16 protein-coding genes are annotated in these 17902 nt (G+C 60.3%); 11 read left to right on the top strand and 5 right to left on the bottom strand.

Features of this window, described 5'->3' with window-relative positions:
* Positions 1 to 31 precede the first annotated feature (31 nt).
* Positions 32 to 628 (top strand): SDR family oxidoreductase, encoded by a 597-nt coding sequence (locus tag VWY34_RS07980; protein ID WP_416538451.1) that lies wholly within the window; start codon positions 32 to 34, stop codon positions 626 to 628.
* A gap of 31 nt (positions 629 to 659) precedes the next feature.
* Here the strand turns inward: VWY34_RS07980 and VWY34_RS07975 are convergent, their stop codons facing one another.
* Together VWY34_RS07975 and VWY34_RS07970 are read right to left on the bottom strand one after the other, a co-directional pair.
* A complete protein-coding gene (locus tag VWY34_RS07975; protein ID WP_340544768.1) occupies positions 660 to 1721 on the bottom strand; it encodes an ABC transporter ATP-binding protein in 1062 nt (353 codons plus the stop codon).
* 17 nt (positions 1722 to 1738) lie between these two features.
* Entirely contained in the window at positions 1739 to 2530 is a 792-nt protein-coding gene (locus tag VWY34_RS07970) for an IclR family transcriptional regulator (RefSeq protein WP_340544767.1), read from the bottom strand.
* A 134-nt stretch (positions 2531 to 2664) separates the two neighbouring features.
* On the opposite strand from VWY34_RS07970, the gene VWY34_RS07965 reads away from it, so the two are divergent.
* The 10 genes from VWY34_RS07965 to VWY34_RS07920 all read left to right on the top strand — a co-directional run bounded on the left by VWY34_RS07965 (position 2665) and on the right by VWY34_RS07920 (position 14809).
* A complete protein-coding gene (locus VWY34_RS07965) occupies positions 2665 to 3915 on the top strand; it encodes an ABC transporter substrate-binding protein (protein ID WP_416545163.1) in 1251 nt (416 codons plus the stop codon).
* Positions 3916 to 4075: 160 nt separating this feature from the next.
* Positions 4076 to 5014: a carbohydrate ABC transporter permease gene (locus VWY34_RS07960; protein ID WP_340546288.1), complete on the top strand. Its 939-nt coding sequence runs from the start codon at positions 4076 to 4078 to the stop codon at positions 5012 to 5014.
* Positions 5014 to 5862, top strand: a complete 849-nt coding sequence (locus VWY34_RS07955) for a carbohydrate ABC transporter permease (protein ID WP_340544765.1) — start codon at positions 5014 to 5016, stop codon at positions 5860 to 5862. Before VWY34_RS07960 ends, VWY34_RS07955 begins: the two co-directional genes overlap by 1 nt.
* Positions 5859 to 7958 (top strand): alpha-galactosidase, encoded by a 2100-nt coding sequence (locus VWY34_RS07950; RefSeq protein WP_416545161.1) that lies wholly within the window; start codon positions 5859 to 5861, stop codon positions 7956 to 7958. The genes VWY34_RS07955 and VWY34_RS07950 overlap by 4 nt, the downstream gene beginning before the upstream one ends.
* Complete coding sequence (locus VWY34_RS07945) at positions 7955 to 9670, top strand: IlvD/Edd family dehydratase (RefSeq protein ID WP_416545159.1); 1716 nt, start codon at positions 7955 to 7957, stop codon at positions 9668 to 9670. The genes VWY34_RS07950 and VWY34_RS07945 overlap by 4 nt, the downstream gene beginning before the upstream one ends.
* Entirely contained in the window at positions 9670 to 10440 is a 771-nt protein-coding gene (locus VWY34_RS07940) for an SDR family NAD(P)-dependent oxidoreductase (RefSeq protein WP_416538446.1), read from the top strand. The genes VWY34_RS07945 and VWY34_RS07940 overlap by 1 nt, the downstream gene beginning before the upstream one ends.
* On the top strand, positions 10437 to 11414 hold the full coding sequence (locus VWY34_RS07935) for a 2-dehydro-3-deoxygalactonokinase (RefSeq protein ID WP_416545157.1): 978 nt from the start codon (positions 10437 to 10439) through the stop codon (positions 11412 to 11414). Before VWY34_RS07940 ends, VWY34_RS07935 begins: the two co-directional genes overlap by 4 nt.
* Positions 11411 to 12022, top strand: coding sequence for a 2-dehydro-3-deoxy-6-phosphogalactonate aldolase (locus VWY34_RS07930; protein ID WP_416545155.1), 612 nt, complete (start codon positions 11411 to 11413; stop codon positions 12020 to 12022). The genes VWY34_RS07935 and VWY34_RS07930 overlap by 4 nt, the downstream gene beginning before the upstream one ends.
* 16 nt (positions 12023 to 12038) lie before the next feature.
* Positions 12039 to 12884, top strand: coding sequence for an SMP-30/gluconolactonase/LRE family protein (locus VWY34_RS07925; RefSeq protein ID WP_416545153.1), 846 nt, complete (start codon positions 12039 to 12041; stop codon positions 12882 to 12884).
* Between the two features lie 8 nt (positions 12885 to 12892).
* Positions 12893 to 14809, top strand: coding sequence for a beta-galactosidase (locus tag VWY34_RS07920; RefSeq protein WP_416545151.1), 1917 nt, complete (start codon positions 12893 to 12895; stop codon positions 14807 to 14809).
* 63 nt (positions 14810 to 14872) lie between these two features.
* Here the strand turns inward: VWY34_RS07920 and VWY34_RS07915 are convergent, their stop codons facing one another.
* From VWY34_RS07915 to VWY34_RS07905, 3 genes are all read right to left on the bottom strand, one after another.
* Positions 14873 to 15658: an ATP-binding cassette domain-containing protein gene (locus VWY34_RS07915; RefSeq protein ID WP_340544757.1), complete on the bottom strand. Its 786-nt coding sequence runs from the start codon at positions 15656 to 15658 to the stop codon at positions 14873 to 14875.
* A gap of 1 nt (position 15659) precedes the next feature.
* Complete coding sequence (locus VWY34_RS07910; RefSeq protein WP_416545149.1) at positions 15660 to 16781, bottom strand: ABC transporter permease; 1122 nt, start codon at positions 16779 to 16781, stop codon at positions 15660 to 15662.
* A 62-nt stretch (positions 16782 to 16843) separates the two neighbouring features.
* Positions 16844 to 17794 carry a sugar ABC transporter substrate-binding protein gene (locus VWY34_RS07905; RefSeq protein WP_416535867.1) on the bottom strand — a complete coding sequence of 317 codons (951 nt, stop codon included), beginning with the start codon at positions 17792 to 17794 and terminating at the stop codon, positions 16844 to 16846.
* Positions 17795 to 17902: the final 108 nt, after the last annotated feature.

Below are 17902 nucleotides of genomic sequence, written 5' to 3'. Positions count from 1 at the left end.
CCAATCCCATTATCGAAATGAGGAGACCGTTATGAAAGTTCTTGTCGCAGGTGCTACTGGCAATACAGGCCGCCGTGTGGTGGAAAAACTCCAGCGCCTGGGCCATCAGCCCATCGCATTGATCCGGGAGGGGTCGGATACCAGCACGCTTCCACCCGGGACTGGCACGCGGCGCGGCGACCTTACCGACCTGCCTACGGATGTCTGCGAGGGGTGCGACGGTGTGATCTTTGCAGCAGGATCTGGCGGCGACACCTCTCGCGAGATGACGGACAAGGTTGATCGTGATGGCGCGAAGGCGCTTGTGGATCTTGCAAAATCATCGGGCGTGACCCGGTTTGTCATGCTTAGTTCGATAGGAGCCGGCGATCCCGATCCCGAAAGCGAACTTGCCCATTACCTGCAGGCCAAACACGACGCGGATGTTTATCTGGAACAGTCGGGACTGGACTACGCGATCCTGCGCCCAGTACGTCTGACTGATGGCGACGGCAGCGGAGACCTGCTGTTCGGCGAGCAGGTCGATCCCGAAGGCGTCGCCGCACGAGGCGATGTCGCCGCAACCCTCGCAGATGCCGTCAGCAACCCGGCATGGTCGGGAAAGACAAAGCGGATGCAGTCACTGTAGCCGCGGACCATCGCTGACAGCCCTCCTCCTTCTAGCGCAGACGCAGCTCTGTCGTCCCGTCAAAGAAATAGGCGTCAGCATCGTCAAAATCCAAGGCGACGGCGCTTCCTTCGGGCAGCGCCTCGTCCCCCCGTGTTTCGACAATGATCTTCTCGCCTGTTGGGGTGCGTAGATAGTCGTAGGACACACCGCCCAGCCGCTCGCGCAGATCAAGGATCAGATCGCTGTCACGGGCGACGACAGAGAGATGCTGCGGGCGCAATCCCACAAGGACCGATGCACCCTCTTCAGGCAGCGTGACAGAGGCCGCGATCCGGCGGCCGCCAAGAGCGGGTACTGTGACCGCGCCGCCGGAAACGGTCGCTTGAAGGAAATTCATGCTCGGCGAGCCGATAAATCCCGCGACGAAGCGGTTGTCGGGATCGGCGTATAGCTTCATCGGGCTGCCAACCTGTTCGACGCGACCGGCCCGAAGCACGACGATCTTGTCTGCCAGCGTCATCGCCTCCACCTGATCATGGGTCACATAGATCATGGTGGCGCCAATTTCCTTGTGTAGCCGAGCGATCTCGACCCGCATATCCACGCGCAGCTCGGCATCGAGATTTGACAGCGGCTCATCGAAGAGAAAGACATCCGGCCCGCGCACGATCGCACGTCCGATGGCGACGCGCTGGCGCTGCCCGCCCGACAGCGCCTTGGGTTTGCGTTTAAGGTATTGATCCAGCTTCAGGATCCGGCTGGCCTCTGCCACCTTTTCCCGGATCGCATCCTTGGGATGACCGGTCATCTTAAGCCCGAACCCCATATTATCCTCAACCGTCATATGCGGATATAGCGCGTAGGACTGGAAAACCATCGCAACCCCACGGTCAGCCGCATCCAGTCGTGTGACATCCCGCTCACCGATATGGATGCTGCCGCTGCTGGTCTCCTCCAACCCGGCGATCATCCGCAGCAGCGTCGACTTTCCGCACCCGGACGGGCCGACAAAGACGCAGAACTCACCGTCCTCAATGGTGAGGTCCACGTCGTGGATCACCTGAACGTCACCATATTTCTTGACGGCCTTGGCCAGAGTGACCCCTGTCATGTGTTCTCTCCCTCGGGTTAATTTGGAAATTGCCAGGTCTCGGCCGCTGCCGCGATTTCCTTGGCGGTTGTCATCAGGGCTGGTCGAAGCGTCTCCAGCTCCTCCAGCGAGCGACGCTGCACGGAGGAGGTGATCGACAGCCCGCCCATCACTTTGCCCGCCTCCGACAGGATCGGAACGGCAATGCAGATGATGCCCGGTTCATGCTCTTCACGGTCGAAGGCAACGCCGTCTTTGCGGATCTGCTGCAACTCGTCCATCAGCGCCTCTGGCGTGGCCAACGTGTTGGGCGTATGGGCAAAAAACGCCTGCCTGCGGATCGCATCCTGCTGCGCCTCCCGCGACAGATACGCGATCATCGCCTTACCCACCCCGGTACAGTAGCCCGGCCCTATTTTGCCCGCCTGGCTGAACATCTCAATCGGTGTGGCCGCATTACGCTTGTCGACGTAGAGTACCTGCCCCCGATCCAGCTGCGCCAGATGTATGGTCTCGCCGATATCCTGTGACAGCTTGTCCAGATAGGGCCGCGCCACCGGAGCCAGCGCGCTTTGCCGCCAGGCAGCATGAGCCAATCGCACCAGGCGCAAACCCGGAGCATAGGTCTGATGGGTCTCATCATAGGACAGCATCCCCTGATTGGTCAGCGTCTGCACCAGCCGGTACAGCGTCGCCTTTGGGTGATCCGAGGCCGCCAGCACCTCGCCGAACCGCATTGGGCGGCCCGCTTCAGCGATCTGATCCAACACGGCCAGAGCCTTGCCAACGGTGCCATCTGTCTCTCGCGATTGGGGCGCAGCTTTCGCCATTACTGTCCTTTCTCTGATCGGGCGGGGCCGATGTAACTGTTGACATCCTTAGCCGAGCGCGGTCATAGTTTCAATAGTTGGAATTTGGTTCCAATATATGAAACCAAACGACACACGTCAACAGGGAGGACGTCATGAAGACTTTGAAAGGAACAGTTGCGGGCCTGGCTCTCAGCCTCGGCCTGGCCACTGCGGCACAGGCTGAATTGAGCGGCACGCTCAAGATTTTCTCAGATATGTCCAATCCTGCGCCGCGCGCAGTAATGGAGGGGATGGCGGCTGAGTTCGACGCGATGCACCCGAACCTGACCGTTGAGCTGACGGTGATCGACCGCGAGGCCTACAAGACGCAGATTCGCAACTTCCTATCTGCCAACCCACCGGACGTGGCCAACTGGTATGCGGCAAACCGGATGCGGCCCTACGTCTCTGCCGGGTTGTTCGAAGACATCTCCGACCTTTGGGCAGAGCCGGAAATCGCTGATGCGCTGGCCTCCACCAAGGGCGCAATGACATTGGACGGCAAGCAATGGGGCGTGCCCTACACCTACTACCAGTGGGGCGTCTACTACCGCGAGGACATCTACAACGAGCTTGGCCTCGAAGAGCCCAAGGACTGGGAGACCTTCAAAGCGAACTGCCAGAAGATTCTCGATTCAGGTCGCAAGTGTTTCACCATCGGCACCAAGTTCCTGTGGACGGCCGGCGGCTGGTTTGACTACCTGAACATGCGCACCAACGGCTATGATTTTCATATGGCGCTGACCAATGGTGAAGTCGCCTGGACCGATGACCGTGTAAAGCAGACCTTTGCCAACTGGCGGGAACTGATCGACATGGGGGCCTTTATCGACAACCATCAGTCCTACAGCTGGCAGGAGGCCCTGCCCTTCATGGTCAAAGGTGAAGCCGCCGCCTATCTGATGGGCAACTTTGCCGTGGCACCGCTGCGCGAAGCCGGTCTTGGCACCGATCAGCTGGATTTCTACCAGTTCCCGACCATCAATCCCGATGTCGAGCTGGCTGAAGACGCACCAACCGACACCTTCCACATTCCATCCGGCGCCCAGAACAAAGAAGCCGCGCGCGAGTTCCTGCGTTTCGTCGTCTCGGCGGACAATCAGACCAAGATCAACGGCGGCGCAGCACTCGGCCAGCTGCCTGTGAACTCAAAGTCCTCCGTCGATGATGACGAAATGCTCAATCAGGGCTTCGAGATGCTGTCCGCCAACGCGCCCGGTGGTATCGCGCAGTTCTTTGACCGCGATGCACCAGCGGAAATGGCCTCCGTTGCCATGGAGGGCTTCCAGGAGTTCATGGTCTTCCCGGACAATCTGGATGATATCCTGAACCGTTTGGAAAAGACCCGCGAGCGCGTCTACTGATCACTGCTGCTGGCCAATACAACGCGCAAGGCCGATCTGCCTATCGGCCCTGCGCAGCCCGGTCACGGACCGGAGCGCGCAATATGCTGAACCGTATCGGCCCTTCCCAGTCGACAGGCTGATATCAATCGACAAACAAGGGAGAATTCCCGTGGCTGAGATGAACCTTGCTCCAGAAACCAGATCGTCTGCCAGCGCATCAGGCAGCCGTGACAGCTGGCTAAGGCGCAATCGTCAGACCCTCGCGCCCTGGCTCTTTCTGGCGCCCGGCGTGATTTTCTTTCTCTTCTACGTGATTTTCCCGATCGTACAGAGCTTCAACCTGTCGTTCTACCGCTGGGACGGGCTCGGTGATCCACAGTTCGTCGGCATGGAAAACTACCGGGAGCTGATGGATGATCGCGCGTTTGAGGTCTCGCTCTGGAATAACCTGAAATGGCTTCTGCTGTATTTGCTGGCAATCCCGGCAGGCCTGTTCATCGCGCTGTTCCTCAATCAGACAGTAACCGGCATTCGCCTATACAAGTCTCTGTTCTTCTTTCCATTTGTGATCAGTCAAGTTGTTGTCGGCCTGGTGTTCAGCTGGTTCTATGACCCGACCTTTGGCCTGCTCAATCAAGTGTTGGGCTGGGTTGGCCTTGGGCCGTTGAATGTGCTGGGGGATCCGACGCTGGTGACCTATGGCATCATCGCGGCAGGCCTGTGGCCGCAGACGGCCTATTGCATGATCCTCTACCTCACGGGCCTCAATGCGGTTGATCCCGAACAGGTCGAGGCGGCGCGGCTGGACGGTGCCAAAGGCGCCAAGATGCTGTGGTATGTGATCATCCCGCAACTGCGGCCGGCGACCTTTGTCGCCTTTGTCGTGACAATCATCGGCGCACTGCGCAGCTTTGATCTGATCTCCATCATGACCAACGGCGGCCCGTTCGGCTCCAGCCGGGTGCTGTCGTTCTACATGTTTGAAAAGGCCCTGTCGGAATATGGCTTCCGCATGGGTTATGGCGCAGCAATTGCAGTGGTGCTGTTCCTTATCATGCTGTGCTTCATCGCCTACTTCCTGTGGTCCATGTACCAAGACGACAAAGGGGGCCGCTGATGTTTCCGAAACCCATTCAGAACAGTTCTCGCGGATGGCAGGCCACCTATCAGGCCCTGGTTCCGACTGCGCTCGTCCTTTGGCTGTTGCCGCTGATCGCGGTGGCCATCTTCTCGATCAAACCGGATGTGGACTTTACCACCGGCAACTACTGGGGAATGCCGAGCTCGTTTGAAGGCGCCAGCAATTACGGCAAGGTTTTCTTTGGCTCCGACATGCCACGCTACCTACTGAACTCCGTCCTGATCACGGTGCCGACGGTGATCGGTGCCGTAGCACTCTCCTGCATGACAGGCTTTGCACTTGGCGTGTATAAATTCCGTGGCAACCTGCTGCTGTTTTTCATGTTTGTGGCAGGCAACTTCGTGCCGTTTCAGATCCTGATGGTTCCGGTACGCGATCTGACGCTGGACATGGGGCTCTACAACACCAAAACTGGCCTTGTGCTGTTTCATATCGCCTTTCAGACCGGGTTTTGCACGCTCTTTATGCGCAACTTCATCCGCGCCCTGCCTTTTGAGCTGATCGAAGCCGCCCGCGTCGAAGGGGTCGCGGAATGGCGGATCTTCTGGTTCGTGGTATTGCCGCTGATGAAACCCGCAATTGCGGCGCTCAGCGTGCTGATCTTTACCTTCATCTGGAATGATTATTTTTGGGCAGTTGTTCTGACCCAGGGCGCCGAGAGCCAGCCGGTGACCGCAGGCATCACCTCCTTCAACGCGCAATACCGGGCAGCGTACCATCTGATGAGCGCGGGCAGCATCGTGGCGGCCCTGCCGCCGGTTGCGATGTTCTTCCTGATGCAGCGCCACTTTATCGCCGGTCTGACGCTGGGAGCCGTGAAGTGAGCACGGTGAGAGACATCCGCTGCTGGGCGCTTCAGGATCAGTGCCAAAGCTTGATCCTCGCCGCCCGTGGCACCGATCTGGCAGAGGTCATCTACTGGGGACCGCGGCTGCCCGATGGAACCGATCTGGACATGCTCGCCGCCGCCTCGCGCATGGATGTGACGGGGGGGATGCTGGATCAGGTGCCACCGCTGTCGATCTGCCCCGAGGCACGCCGCACCTTCCCCGGCCAGCCCGGTCTGTCGCTGACGGATGGCGCGGGCAAGGCACTGCTGCCACGCTTCACCTTCGAGCGGGCGGAGGAAGGCACTCGGACCCTCACACTCCACTACCGCGATGCCAAAAATGGCCTGCACTATCAGGCACAGTTTGAGCTGACGCCCGCAACCAGCATGATCACTGCGCAGGCCGCTCTCACCTCGGAGCAGCCCGTCAGCGTGAACTGGCTCTCCGCTCCGGTCTTTCCGGCACCTCAGAACAGTCATGAGATGATCGACTTCCATGGCCGCTGGATCGGTGAATTTCAGACCAGCCGCACCGCCTGGAGCGCAGGCGCGCGGCTAAGGGACAACCCCACAGGGCGCACCGGGCATGAGCATTTCCCCGGTCTGATTGTGCCCTGCAGTGGTGCCACGAACAGCCAAGGATCCGCCTATGCCTTCCACTACGGCTGGTCAGGGGGCCATAGAATGCTGGCAGAGGAACTCCCCGACGGGCGTCGCCAAATCCAGTGGGGACACGCCACCGGCAGCCGCCGCACATCCGGCACGCGTTTTGAGACGGCGCCACTCTATGCGGTGTTCTCGGATCGGGGGATCAATGGCTGCGCTGTCACCTTCCAACGCCACCTGCGCGATGAGATCCTGCGACCACCTGAGCCTGTGCGCGCGCGTCCGGTACATTTCAACTGCTGGGAAGCGGTCTATTTCGAGCACGATCACGCCATGCTCTGCGAGATCGCAACCCGTGCGGCCGACCTTGGCGCGGAACGTTTCGTGCTGGACGATGGATGGTTCGGCAAACGTGATGACGATACCACATCCCTCGGCGACTGGACGATCGACAGGCGCAAATACCCCGATGGGCTGATGCCACTGATCGACCATGTCCACGCCGAAGGCATGGCATTTGGCATCTGGTTTGAACCGGAAATGATCAATCCTGAAAGCGATCTGTTCCGCGCCCATCCCGACTGGGTTCTGGGCGACTTGGATCAGGTGCTTGGTCGCCAGCAAATGGTACTGAATATCGCCCTGCCGGAGGTACAGGCCTATCTCTACGACCGCATTGCAGCGGTTCTGGCAGATCACCCGATCGACTATGTGAAATGGGACCACAACCGTGTCCTGCCCGAGCCGGACAGCGCCCAGGCCGAGGCAGCCTATGCGCTCTTTGACCGCCTGCGGGCAGACTTCCCCAAGGTGGAATTCGAGAGCTGCTCCTCGGGTGGCGGGCGTATAGACTTTGGGATCCTATCGCGCACCCATCGCGTCTGGCTTTCGGACAGCAACGATCCGCTGGAACGGCTGCGGATCCAGCATGAAGCGGCGCTTTTCCTGCCGATGGTGGTCACCGGCAGCCACGTAGGTCCCCGAAAATGCCACACCTCTGGCCGGGTGACAGACATCCGCCTGCGCGCCTGGGTCGCGGCGCAGCGCCACATGGGGTTTGAAATGGACCCGAGCGAGCTGACCGAGGAAGAGGCAGACATCCTGCGCAAGGTAACTTCCTGGTGGAAAGACAACCGCCACTGGATGCAGCGGGCCGATATTCTGCGGCTCGACAGTGACGATCCGGCGGTAATCGCAGAGCTACAGCGCGCAGAGGATGGCAGTCGGTTTGTCGTCTTTGCCGGGGTTTGTGAGGCCAGCGCACAGATCCTGCCCCGCCCGCTTCGCCTGACCGGGCTGGAGCCGGATACACTATATGAAATCAGCCTGCTGAACCGCGAGGATGCCCCCGGCCTGTCACGCGGTTCACCTCTTTTGAAAACCGGCACCGCCCCCCTTAGCGGCCAATATCTGATGCACCAAGGGATCACCCTGCCCTGGACATTCCCACAGTCGATCTGGGTGATTGAAGGAACACGCCTATGACCAAAGACAGACGAAATCGCGCCTGGTACGGCAAACTGGACAAAGACGGATTTATCCACCGCAGCTGGATGAAAAATCAGGGCTTTCCCGATCATGCCTTTGACGGCCGACCAATCATCGGGATCTGCAATACCTGGTCCGAACTGACGCCCTGCAACTCCGGTCTTCGCGATCTCGCCGAGGGGGTGAAGCGCGGGGTCTGGGAGGCTGGCGGCTTCCCGGTTGAGTTCCCGGTCATGTCGCTTGGTGAAACCCAGATGAAACCGACGGCGATGCTGTTCCGCAACCTTCTGGCCATGGATGTGGAAGAGTCGATCCGGGCCTATGGGATTGACGGCGTTGTCCTGCTTGGCGGTTGTGACAAGACCACACCGGGCCAGCTGATGGGAGCGGCCTCGGTCGATCTGCCTGCCATCGTGGTCAGCTCGGGCCCAATGCTGAACGGCAAATGGCAGGGTAAGGATATCGGTTCCGGCACAGACGTCTGGAAATTCTCCGAAGCGGTGCGCGCGGGTGAGATGACCTTGCAGGACTTCATGGCGGCTGAATCCGGGATGAGCCGATCCAAGGGCGTGTGCATGACCATGGGCACGGCCTCCACTATGGCATCCCTCGTCGAAGCGATGGGGATGAGCTTGCCCACCAACGCCGCCCTGCCAGCAGTGGACGCCCGCCGCATGGCGCTGGCGCATCTCACCGGAAAGCGGATTGTCGAAATGGTGGAGGAAGATCTCAAACCCTCCGACATTCTGACCCGCGATGCGTTCATCAACGCGATCATGGCCAATGCAGCGGTTGGCGGCTCGACCAATGCGGTTGTCCATCTTCTGGCACTGGCTGGCCGTGTCGGGGTGGAGCTGACCCTGGATGATTTTGGTCTGGGGAGCGACATCCCCCTCTTGGTGAACTGCATGCCCTCTGGCAAATACCTGATGGAAGATTTCTGCTATGCGGGCGGCATGCCTGTCGTGCTGAAGCAACTTGCCGATAATGGGCACCTGCGCAGCAACACCACCGTTCTGGGGGGCGACATCACAGCATATGCCGAGGGCGCCGCATGTTTCAACGATGATGTCATCAAGAGCTTTGACACCCCAGTCAAACCGGCCGCGGGCCTGCGTGTCCTGCGCGGCAACCTCGCCCCCAATGGCGCCATCGTCAAACCCTCAGCCGCGACCGACCATTTGCTGGAGCACGAAGGTGTCGCCCATGTTTTCGAGACCATCGAAGAGATGAAGGCCAACATCGACCGGGACGATCTGCCGGTGACCAAGGACAGTATCCTGGTGCTGAAAGGCGTCGGTCCCAAGGGCTATCCGGGTATGCCGGAGGTCGGCAACATGCCGATCCCGCGCAAACTGGTGCGCGACGGGGTACGCGATATGATCCGCATTTCCGATGGTCGAATGTCCGGCACGGCATTTGGCACCGTGATCCTGCATGTCTCGCCAGAATCGCAGGCTGGTGGTCCCCTTGGTCTGGTCCAGACCGGCGACCGGATCCGGGTCAGCGCAAAGAACGGCACGCTTGACCTTCTGGTTTCGGAGGAAGAGCTGACCGCGCGCCGGGAGGCCTGGCGACCAGAGCCGCCGCATTACACGCGCGGCTATGCAAAACTCTATGTCGACAGCGTCCTTCAGGCTGAAAAAGGCGCTGATCTTGATTTTCTCGTGGGCAAAGACACCCGCCCCGTCACACGGGAGAGCCACTGATGAGCAATACTGCAATCTTTCCGGACCTGAAGGGCACATCGGTTTTCATCACCGGCGGCGGTTCCGGCATTGGGGCCGCGCTGAGCGAGGGGTTTCTGCGTCAGGGCGCCAAGGTCGCCTTTGTCGGACGCTCCGATGCCTCCGCATTTGTTCAACGGATGGAAGCCGAGACCGGCAACCGCCCCTTGTTCATCCAATGCGACATCACCGATATCCCGGCGCTGAAATCCGCGATTGAGCAGGCGGCAGAGGCACATGGCCCGATCACCACGCTGGTGAACAACGCCGCCAACGATCAGCGCCACGCCACGCTGGATGTGGACGAAGAGTTTTGGGACTGGGCGCAGGCGATCAATCTCAAGGCCTATTTCTTTGCCTGTCAGGCTGTGCTGCCAGGGATGCAGGCCGCCGGTGGCGGGTCAATCGTGAACTTCACCTCCATCAGCTATATGATGGGCAATAGCGGCTACCCGGCCTATACGACTGCAAATGCAGGCATCAATGGCCTGACCCGCAGCCTTGCCCGCGAGTTCGGGCCGGATCATGTGCGGGTGAATGCGCTGGCGCCCGGGTGGGTGCTGACCGACAAGCAGCTTGATAAATGGGCCACGCCCGAGGCGCTTGCGGCCCATCTCGATCGCCAATGCCTGAAGGATCATCTCACCCCTCAGGATATCGTCGGCTCCACGCTTTTTCTGGCCTCGGCAACAAGCCGCATGATCACAGGACAGACGCTGGTGGTGGATGGCGGGGTTGTGGTGACAGGATGACGGCCGATCCCAACCGTTCCTTTGACATGATGCCAGCTGGCCCGACGCCTGCATGGATTGCGGCGGACTGGGGGACGAGCCAGCTGCGGCTGTGGGTGATGGACAACCGTAATCAGGTCCTCGACCGCATCTCCTCTGACCGCGGCATGTCGCGGCTTGGCCCGCAGGACTATGAACCGACACTGCTGGGCCTGCTTGGCGATCGTCTGGCGCCCGGCAGCAACAGCGATGTCCGGGCGGTCCCGGTCATCTGCTGCGGAATGGCAGGTTCGCGTCAGGGCTGGGCCGAGGCCCCTTATGCCACCGCGCCCTGCCCCCCGCCGGGAATAGCCGAGGCGACCCGACCGCTGATACAGGACAAACGCCTGACCGTTTACCTGCTGCCCGGCATCAAGACGACCGATCCGGCGGATGTGATGCGCGGGGAAGAAACCCAGATTGCGGGGTACCTCGCACAAGACAGCAATCAGACCGCGCCTCAGGTCATTTGCCTGCCCGGCACCCATAGCAAATGGGTCAAACTGGATCGGGGCCAGGTCAGCAGCTTCTCGACCTTCATGACCGGCGAGATGTTCGCACTGCTGCAAGGCCAATCCGTACTTCGACACTGCGTCTCTGAGGATGGCTGGGACGAAAAGGCGTTCAAACAGGCCGTGGCCAAGGCGCTCTCCTCGCCGGCTGCGATCTCGGCACAGCTGTTTCGTATCCGTGCGGATGCGCTGTTGTCCGGGCAGAACGCGGAGACCGGAAGAGCGCGCCTGTCAGGGCTTTTGATCGGTGCGGAGCTTGCCGCGACCCGGGGCTACTGGTCCCACCAATCCGTCACCATACTCGGCACAGATGCGCTGGCCCGCTGCTATGAAACAGCCCTATCCGCGCTGGGGTGCAAGCCCCGTCGCGTTGACGCCGAATCTCTGACACTCGCGGGCCTATGCGCCGCATATGACCAACTGCAAAAAGGCCAAACCCAATGAGCCGTAACATCATCGCCATCCTGCGCGGTCTGCGCCCCAAAGAGGCGCGCGCCATGACCGATGCCCTGATGGATGCAGGTATCACCAAGATCGAAGTGCCGCTGAACTCTCCCCAGCCTTATGACAGCATCGCCGCCATGCTGGATCAGGCAAAGGGGCGCGCCACAGTCGGCGCTGGAACGGTGCTCAACACCGGCGCAGTGGCTCAACTCGCGGCCATGGGGGCGCAGATGGTGGTTTCGCCAGACTGCAACCCTGATGTGATCCGTGCAACCAAAGCCGCAGGAATGTTGTCCTATCCGGGTGTCTTCACCGCGTCAGAGTGTTTTTCGGCTCTCCGAGCCGGTGCTGATGGTCTGAAGTTCTTCCCTGCCTTCAAACTGGGACTGGACGGTTTTTCGGCGCTGAAAGCGGTCCTGCCCGCTGATGCTGAAACCTACGCGGTAGGCGGTGTCGGGCCTGCGGATTTTGCTGATTGGCACAGGGCAGGCATCACCGGTTTTGGCATGGGGTCCTCTCTCTACAAACCCGGCCGCCCTGTCGAAGATGTCGCCCTCCTCGCTGCAGAAACCGTCGCGGCCTACGACGAGGCCTTCGATGGCACATGATCCGGCGCTCCATCCCATGACAGCGCAGATCTTCAGCGAAACGCGCTGCACGCTGGGGGAAGGTCCGCTGTGGCATCCGACACGCAAACAGTTGTTCTGGTTCGACATCCTTGAAAAACAACTGCTGAGCGTTGCCGGAGAAACGGAGATCCGCTGGCAGTTCGACGACTGCGTTTCCGCCGCAGGCTGGGTCGATGATCAGACCCTGATCATGGCCAGCGCCCGTGCGCTATGGCGGTTTGACATCGAAACCGGCACCCGCACGCATCTGATTGATCTGGAGGCCGATCAGCCGCTAACCCGCTCCAACGATGGGCGCGCAGATCCCTGGGGCGGGTTCTGGATTGGCACGATGGGCTACAAAGCGGAACCCGGCCTTGGCGCCATCTACCGCTACTATCGGGGCGAATTGCGCCAGCTGGTCGCACAGCAAACCATCACCAATGCCATCTGTTTTGCCCCTGACAAATCCTGCGCGTATTTCACCGATACAACGACCGGCAAGATCATGCGCCAGCCTCTGGCGACCAAAGACGGCTGGCCGGTTGGCGCGGCATCGGTCTTCCTCGACCTCAGCAACCAGAATTTTGGCCCTGATGGCGCGATTGTCGACGCCGAAGGCCGCTTCTGGAATGCCCAATGGGGGGGCGGCCGTGTCGCTGTCTATACCTCGACTGGCGCGCTGTCAGAGATCTATCCGATCCCAACCTCCCAGGCCTCCTGCCCTTCGCTTGGCGGGGACACCCTGTCAGAGCTGTTCGTTACCACCGCCGCAGACGGGCTGAATGATACGGCTGCAGGTAGGACCTATCGCATTCAAACAACGGCCAAAGGCCAGCGCGAACACCGCGTCATTCTCTGAGGATCTCCATGCAGCGCACACTTGGCACCTGCTACTACCCCGAACATTGGCCCGAAGACATCTGGCAGGAGGACGCCGCGCGCATGGTTGCGGCCGGGCTCACCTGGGTTCGCATTGGCGAGTTTTCATGGTCGCGCATTGAACCCAGCCCCGGCGATCTGCAGTGGGGCTGGCTTGATCGCGCCATTGATGTGCTGGTGTCGGCCGGACTGAAGGTGGTGCTGGGCACCCCCACCGCTACGCCACCCCGCTGGATGGTGGACCGCCACCCCGATATGTTTGCGCTGGACGCCGACGGCAAACCGCGCGGTTTTGGCTCGCGCCGCCACTATTGTTTCAGTCACGAGGGCTACCGCGCCGAAGCCCGGCGGATGGTCTCCCTGATGGCGGAACGTTATGGCCCAGGTGACCGTATCGCCGCCTGGCAGACCGACAATGAATACGGTTGCCACGACACAACAATCAGCTATTCCCCGGCGGCACAGATCGCCTTTGTCCGCTGGCTAGAGGCGCGTTATGACGGCGATATTCATGCGTTGAACAGTGCCTGGGGCAATGTTTTCTGGTCGATGAACTATGATCGCTTTGATCAGATCGGCCTGCCCAACCTGACCGTGACCGAACCGAACCCGGCGCATGTGCAGGCCTTCCGGCGGTTTTCTTCGGATCAGGTGGTGAGCTTCAACCGCGATCAGGTCGAGATTCTGCGTGCCCATTCCGATGCGCCGATTGCCCATAACTACATGGGGCGGGTGACCGATTTCGATCACTACAAGGTTGGCGAGGATCTCGACATCGCCAGTTGGGACAGCTACCCTTTGGGCTTTCTCGAAGATCGAGTGGGCGCCAACCCCGAGGACCAGCGCCGCTACGCGCGTCAGGGCGACCCTGATTTTCAGGCCTTCCATCATGATCTCTATCGCGCCGTCGGGCGCGGACGCTGGTGGGTGATGGAACAGCAACCCGGACCGGTGAACTGGGCCCCCTACAATCCCGCACCGCTGCCCGGCATGGTCAGGTTCTGGACCTGGGAGGCCTTTGCCCATGGTGCGGAGGCGGTCTGCTATTTCCGCTGGCGCCAGGCGCCGTTTGCGCAGGAACAACTTCACGCCGGTCTGCTGCGTCCCGATAGCCAAGATGCCCCTGCCATCGTCGAGGCGCGTCTGGTTGCCGATGAACTGGCCGCAGCGGGCGCGGTGGCACCGGCTCAAGCTCCCGTGGCGCTGATCTTCGACTATGACGCCGAATGGGCCTGGCACGTGCAGCCACATGGCCAGGGTCTGAGCTATTTCTACCTTGTGCTGGCGCATTACCGTGCACTGCGACGGGCCGGCCTGTCTGTGGACATCGTTCCCCCGACACAGAGCGATTTTGCAGGATACGCCCTGATCCTTGCACCCGGTCTGATGCACCTCCCCGACCATTTGCGCGCAGCCTTGGCAACAGCGGCGGCTCAGGTGCTCTATGGGCCGCGAACAGGCGCGCGGGATGCGGACTTCAACATCCCGACCAGCCCCCTGCCCCCAGCATTGGACGGGCTAGATATTGTCGTTGCCGCAGTCGAGAGCCTGCGACCGGATATGCCGCTGCCGCTGGCGCAGGTCGACGGGGCCGTCACCGGTTACCTGGAAACACTGGATGGTCAGGGAGAGACTCTGATCGAGACGGACAACGGTCAGCCCGTGGCTGTTGCCGCAGGAAACAAAGTCTACTGCGCGGGCTGGCTGGACGCGGCGGGTCTGGATCACCTTGTCGCAATGCTTTGCAAACGTGCGAAGCTGCGCATCTGCAAGATGCCGCTGGGCGTGCGTCGGCGCCAGACCGCGACCGAAGAGTTCTGGTTCAATCATCTGGCTGAAGCGGTAGAGACCGAGGTTGGCACTCTGCCACCTGCGGGCGTTCTGCGCAGAGCAAGAGGCAACTGACCGTACAACCACCCGCCCGGGCAGAAGCCCCGGCGGGTGGTTATCTTCTGAGCCGACATCGGTTCAGACCGTACCGCCGAGGCTCCCCTCCAGTGTCGCCAGCTCTTGCCCGCCGGCCATCATGTCCTGCAATTCCTCTGGCGTGATTTCGCCGCGTTTTGCAGTACCAAGGGTCTGCCCGCGATTGAGAACGGTAAACCGATCACCAACGGCCATGGCATGGCGGACGTTATGGGTGATGAAGACAACCGCAACACCTTGCTTGCGGACTTTGTCGATGGTGGCCAGAACATTCGCCGTCTGGCGCACCCCAAGTGCCGAGGTCGGTTCATCCAGGATCAGCACTTTGGCCCCGAAATGCACCGCACGGGCGATGGCAACCGTTTGACGCTCCCCTCCCGACAGGGTTCCAACCGCCTGATCCGGGCCGCGCAGGTTGATGCCCATCTTGCGCATTTCTTCCATGGTGACCCGGTTGGCATATTCATGGTCAAACAGTTTCAGCGGGCCGATCTTGCGGATCGGCTCATTGCCCATGAAGAAGTTGCGACTGACCGACATCAGCGGGATCATCGCCAGATGCTGGTGTACTGTGGCGATTCCTGCGGCAATCGCGTCGCGAGGATCCGCGAAATGAAGTGGCTGACCCTCAAACAGGATCTCGCCTCTGGTCGGTTTATGCACACCGGACATGGTCTTGATAAAGGTCGATTTCCCGGCGCCATTGTCGCCAAGCAGGCAGTGACATTCGCCCGGAAAGACATCGACCGAAACCCCGGCAAGCGCAATGACGCTGCCAAAATGCTTCTCGATGCCCTGCATCCGGATCAAGGGTTGAGACATGGACATATCAGCGCTCCCCCGTGATGACGCGACGAATGTAGGTGTTGAGGATCACGGCAAATAGCAGGATCAGCCCCAGGAAAACGCGGAACAGCGAACTTTCGACGCCAGCAAAGAACAGCCCCTGCTGCACGACGCCAAAGATCAGCGCACCCAGGGCGGCGCCAAGCACAGACCCGTAACCGCCAGTCAGAAGGGCACCGCCAATCACCACCGCAATAATCGCTTCGAACTCTTTCAGCAGGCCCCGGTCCGATCCCGCGCCACCAAATTCCATAACCTGACAGGTCGCAAAGACCGTCGCGCAGAAGGCGGTGAACATGAACATCAGGATTTTCACGCGGTTCACTGGCACGCCGGAATTGCGCGCGGCCTCGGCATCGCCGCCGGCCGCGAAAATCCAGTTCCCGAACCGTGTCTTGGTCAGGATGATATGTCCGACGAAAACCAGCAGAATGGCCCAGACGATCAACATCGGCAGCCCGTCGACCACCGGCTGTCCCTTGCGGGTGCCGCGTTCAAAAACGGCGATCCAACCATTGTCACCCAGCCACTGGAACAATCCCGTCAGGATCTTGCCACCAAACAGAGCGGCCAGCCAATCACCCTCAGCTGCGTCTGCCACGCCACCGATAATGGTTTTGCGTTCAATGCTTTGCGGCAGGTAGATCGCAAACCCACGCAGAATGAACAGAAACGCCAGCGTGACGATGAAACTGGGCAACCCCGTCCGCACTACGATAAAGCCGTTCAATGCCCCGATCGCCATCGCCAGCACAAAAGTCACCAGGATCGCAAGCCAGACCGGCCAGCCCAGCGTCACGCTGAAGATTGCGATCAACATGCCGGTAAAACCGATCATGGAGCCGACAGACAGGTCGAACTCGCCTGCGATCATCAGCAGGCAGGCACCAACCGCAATGATCATGAACTGGGCAGAGATCTGGCTCCAGTTCAGCACGCCCTGACTGTTGAACATGCCGCTGTCACCGGCAAAAATAATAAACATCGTAAAGACGGCGATGGTGCCGATAATGCCGCCGAGTTCTGGTCGGATCATGGCTTCGCGGAACTTCGAACGGCTCTTGATCCGTTCGTCCTCCGCAAATTGGGTATGTGCGTCAGACATTGTACTCTCTCTAAAAAAAGGGCGGCCAAATTGCTTCGGCCGCCCGCACCTGGGGGAGATTGTCAGCGGTACTCGCCCGCGAACTCCTCGACCTTTTCCAGGCCGTCCTTGGTGACAAAACCAGGGCCAGAGTTGATGTTGTTGCCCGGCAGAACGCCGTAGCGGTGGTAATTGGTCAGAACCACCACGGGCAGATAGGCCTGCAGGAAGGGCTGCTGATCAATACCCCAGTTGATAACACCGGATTTCAGACCTTTGACGATTTCCTCGCCCAGATCAAAGGTGCCGAAATAGATGTCGCCGGCCATACCGTTTTCTTCCAGTGCCAGCATTGTCGGATCAGCCGATGTCGGCCCCAATGTCAGGATCGCGTCAGTTTCCGGGTTGGTATTCAGATAGGCAAGAACCCGGTTCTTGATCTCAGCCGGATCCTGACCGCTGTCGATCATCTGGTCGCCCAGTTCGATCCCAAGACCATCTGCAAACCCCTGGCAGCGCTCTGTCGAAGAGGGCGAGCTGATATAATGGTTCACACAGAGGAAGCTGCCAACACCGTCGGATTTGGCGCGCAGGCCGGCCGCGTGACCGGCGTCATATTCTGGCTGACCAACATACATCAGAGCCCCCACCTCGCGGGCCTGTTCCGGGGTGCCGGAGTTCATGATGATCACATCCACACCACTGTCGACAGCTGCTCTGATAGGACCGGACAGGACGTCGTAATCGGACAGGGTGGTGATGATGCCATTGGGCCCGGAAGCCGCCGCCTGTTCGATGATCCGCGCCATATCGGCAAGGTCACCGGTCGGCGGGTTGCGATATTCCACCTCCACATTCATCTGCTCACCCGCGAGGGCGATGCCGTTCTTGATGGTGTTCCACCAGCTGTCGCTATCGGGCGCGTGGCTGACAAGGATGTATTTTTCGCCTTCTGCCGAGGCGGTGGTTGCCAGCATCATCGGCGCCGCTGCAACCGTTGTCGCCAGCAGGAATGTCTTGAAAATTGACGTCATTCTTTCCTCCCAAAGTTTTACCGTCACGATCGCGTCCGGGCGGTCCCATCCGCGTCGGGGATCAGCATAACCACGAATCGATTTTTTTTGCAACCGGTTGCAAATTGT

The organism is Phaeobacter sp. JH20_02, from assembly GCF_048056915.1.
Taxonomy (GTDB): domain Bacteria; phylum Pseudomonadota; class Alphaproteobacteria; order Rhodobacterales; family Rhodobacteraceae; genus Phaeobacter; species Phaeobacter bryozoorum.
This window is presented reverse-complemented; position numbering and strand designations above follow the sequence as displayed.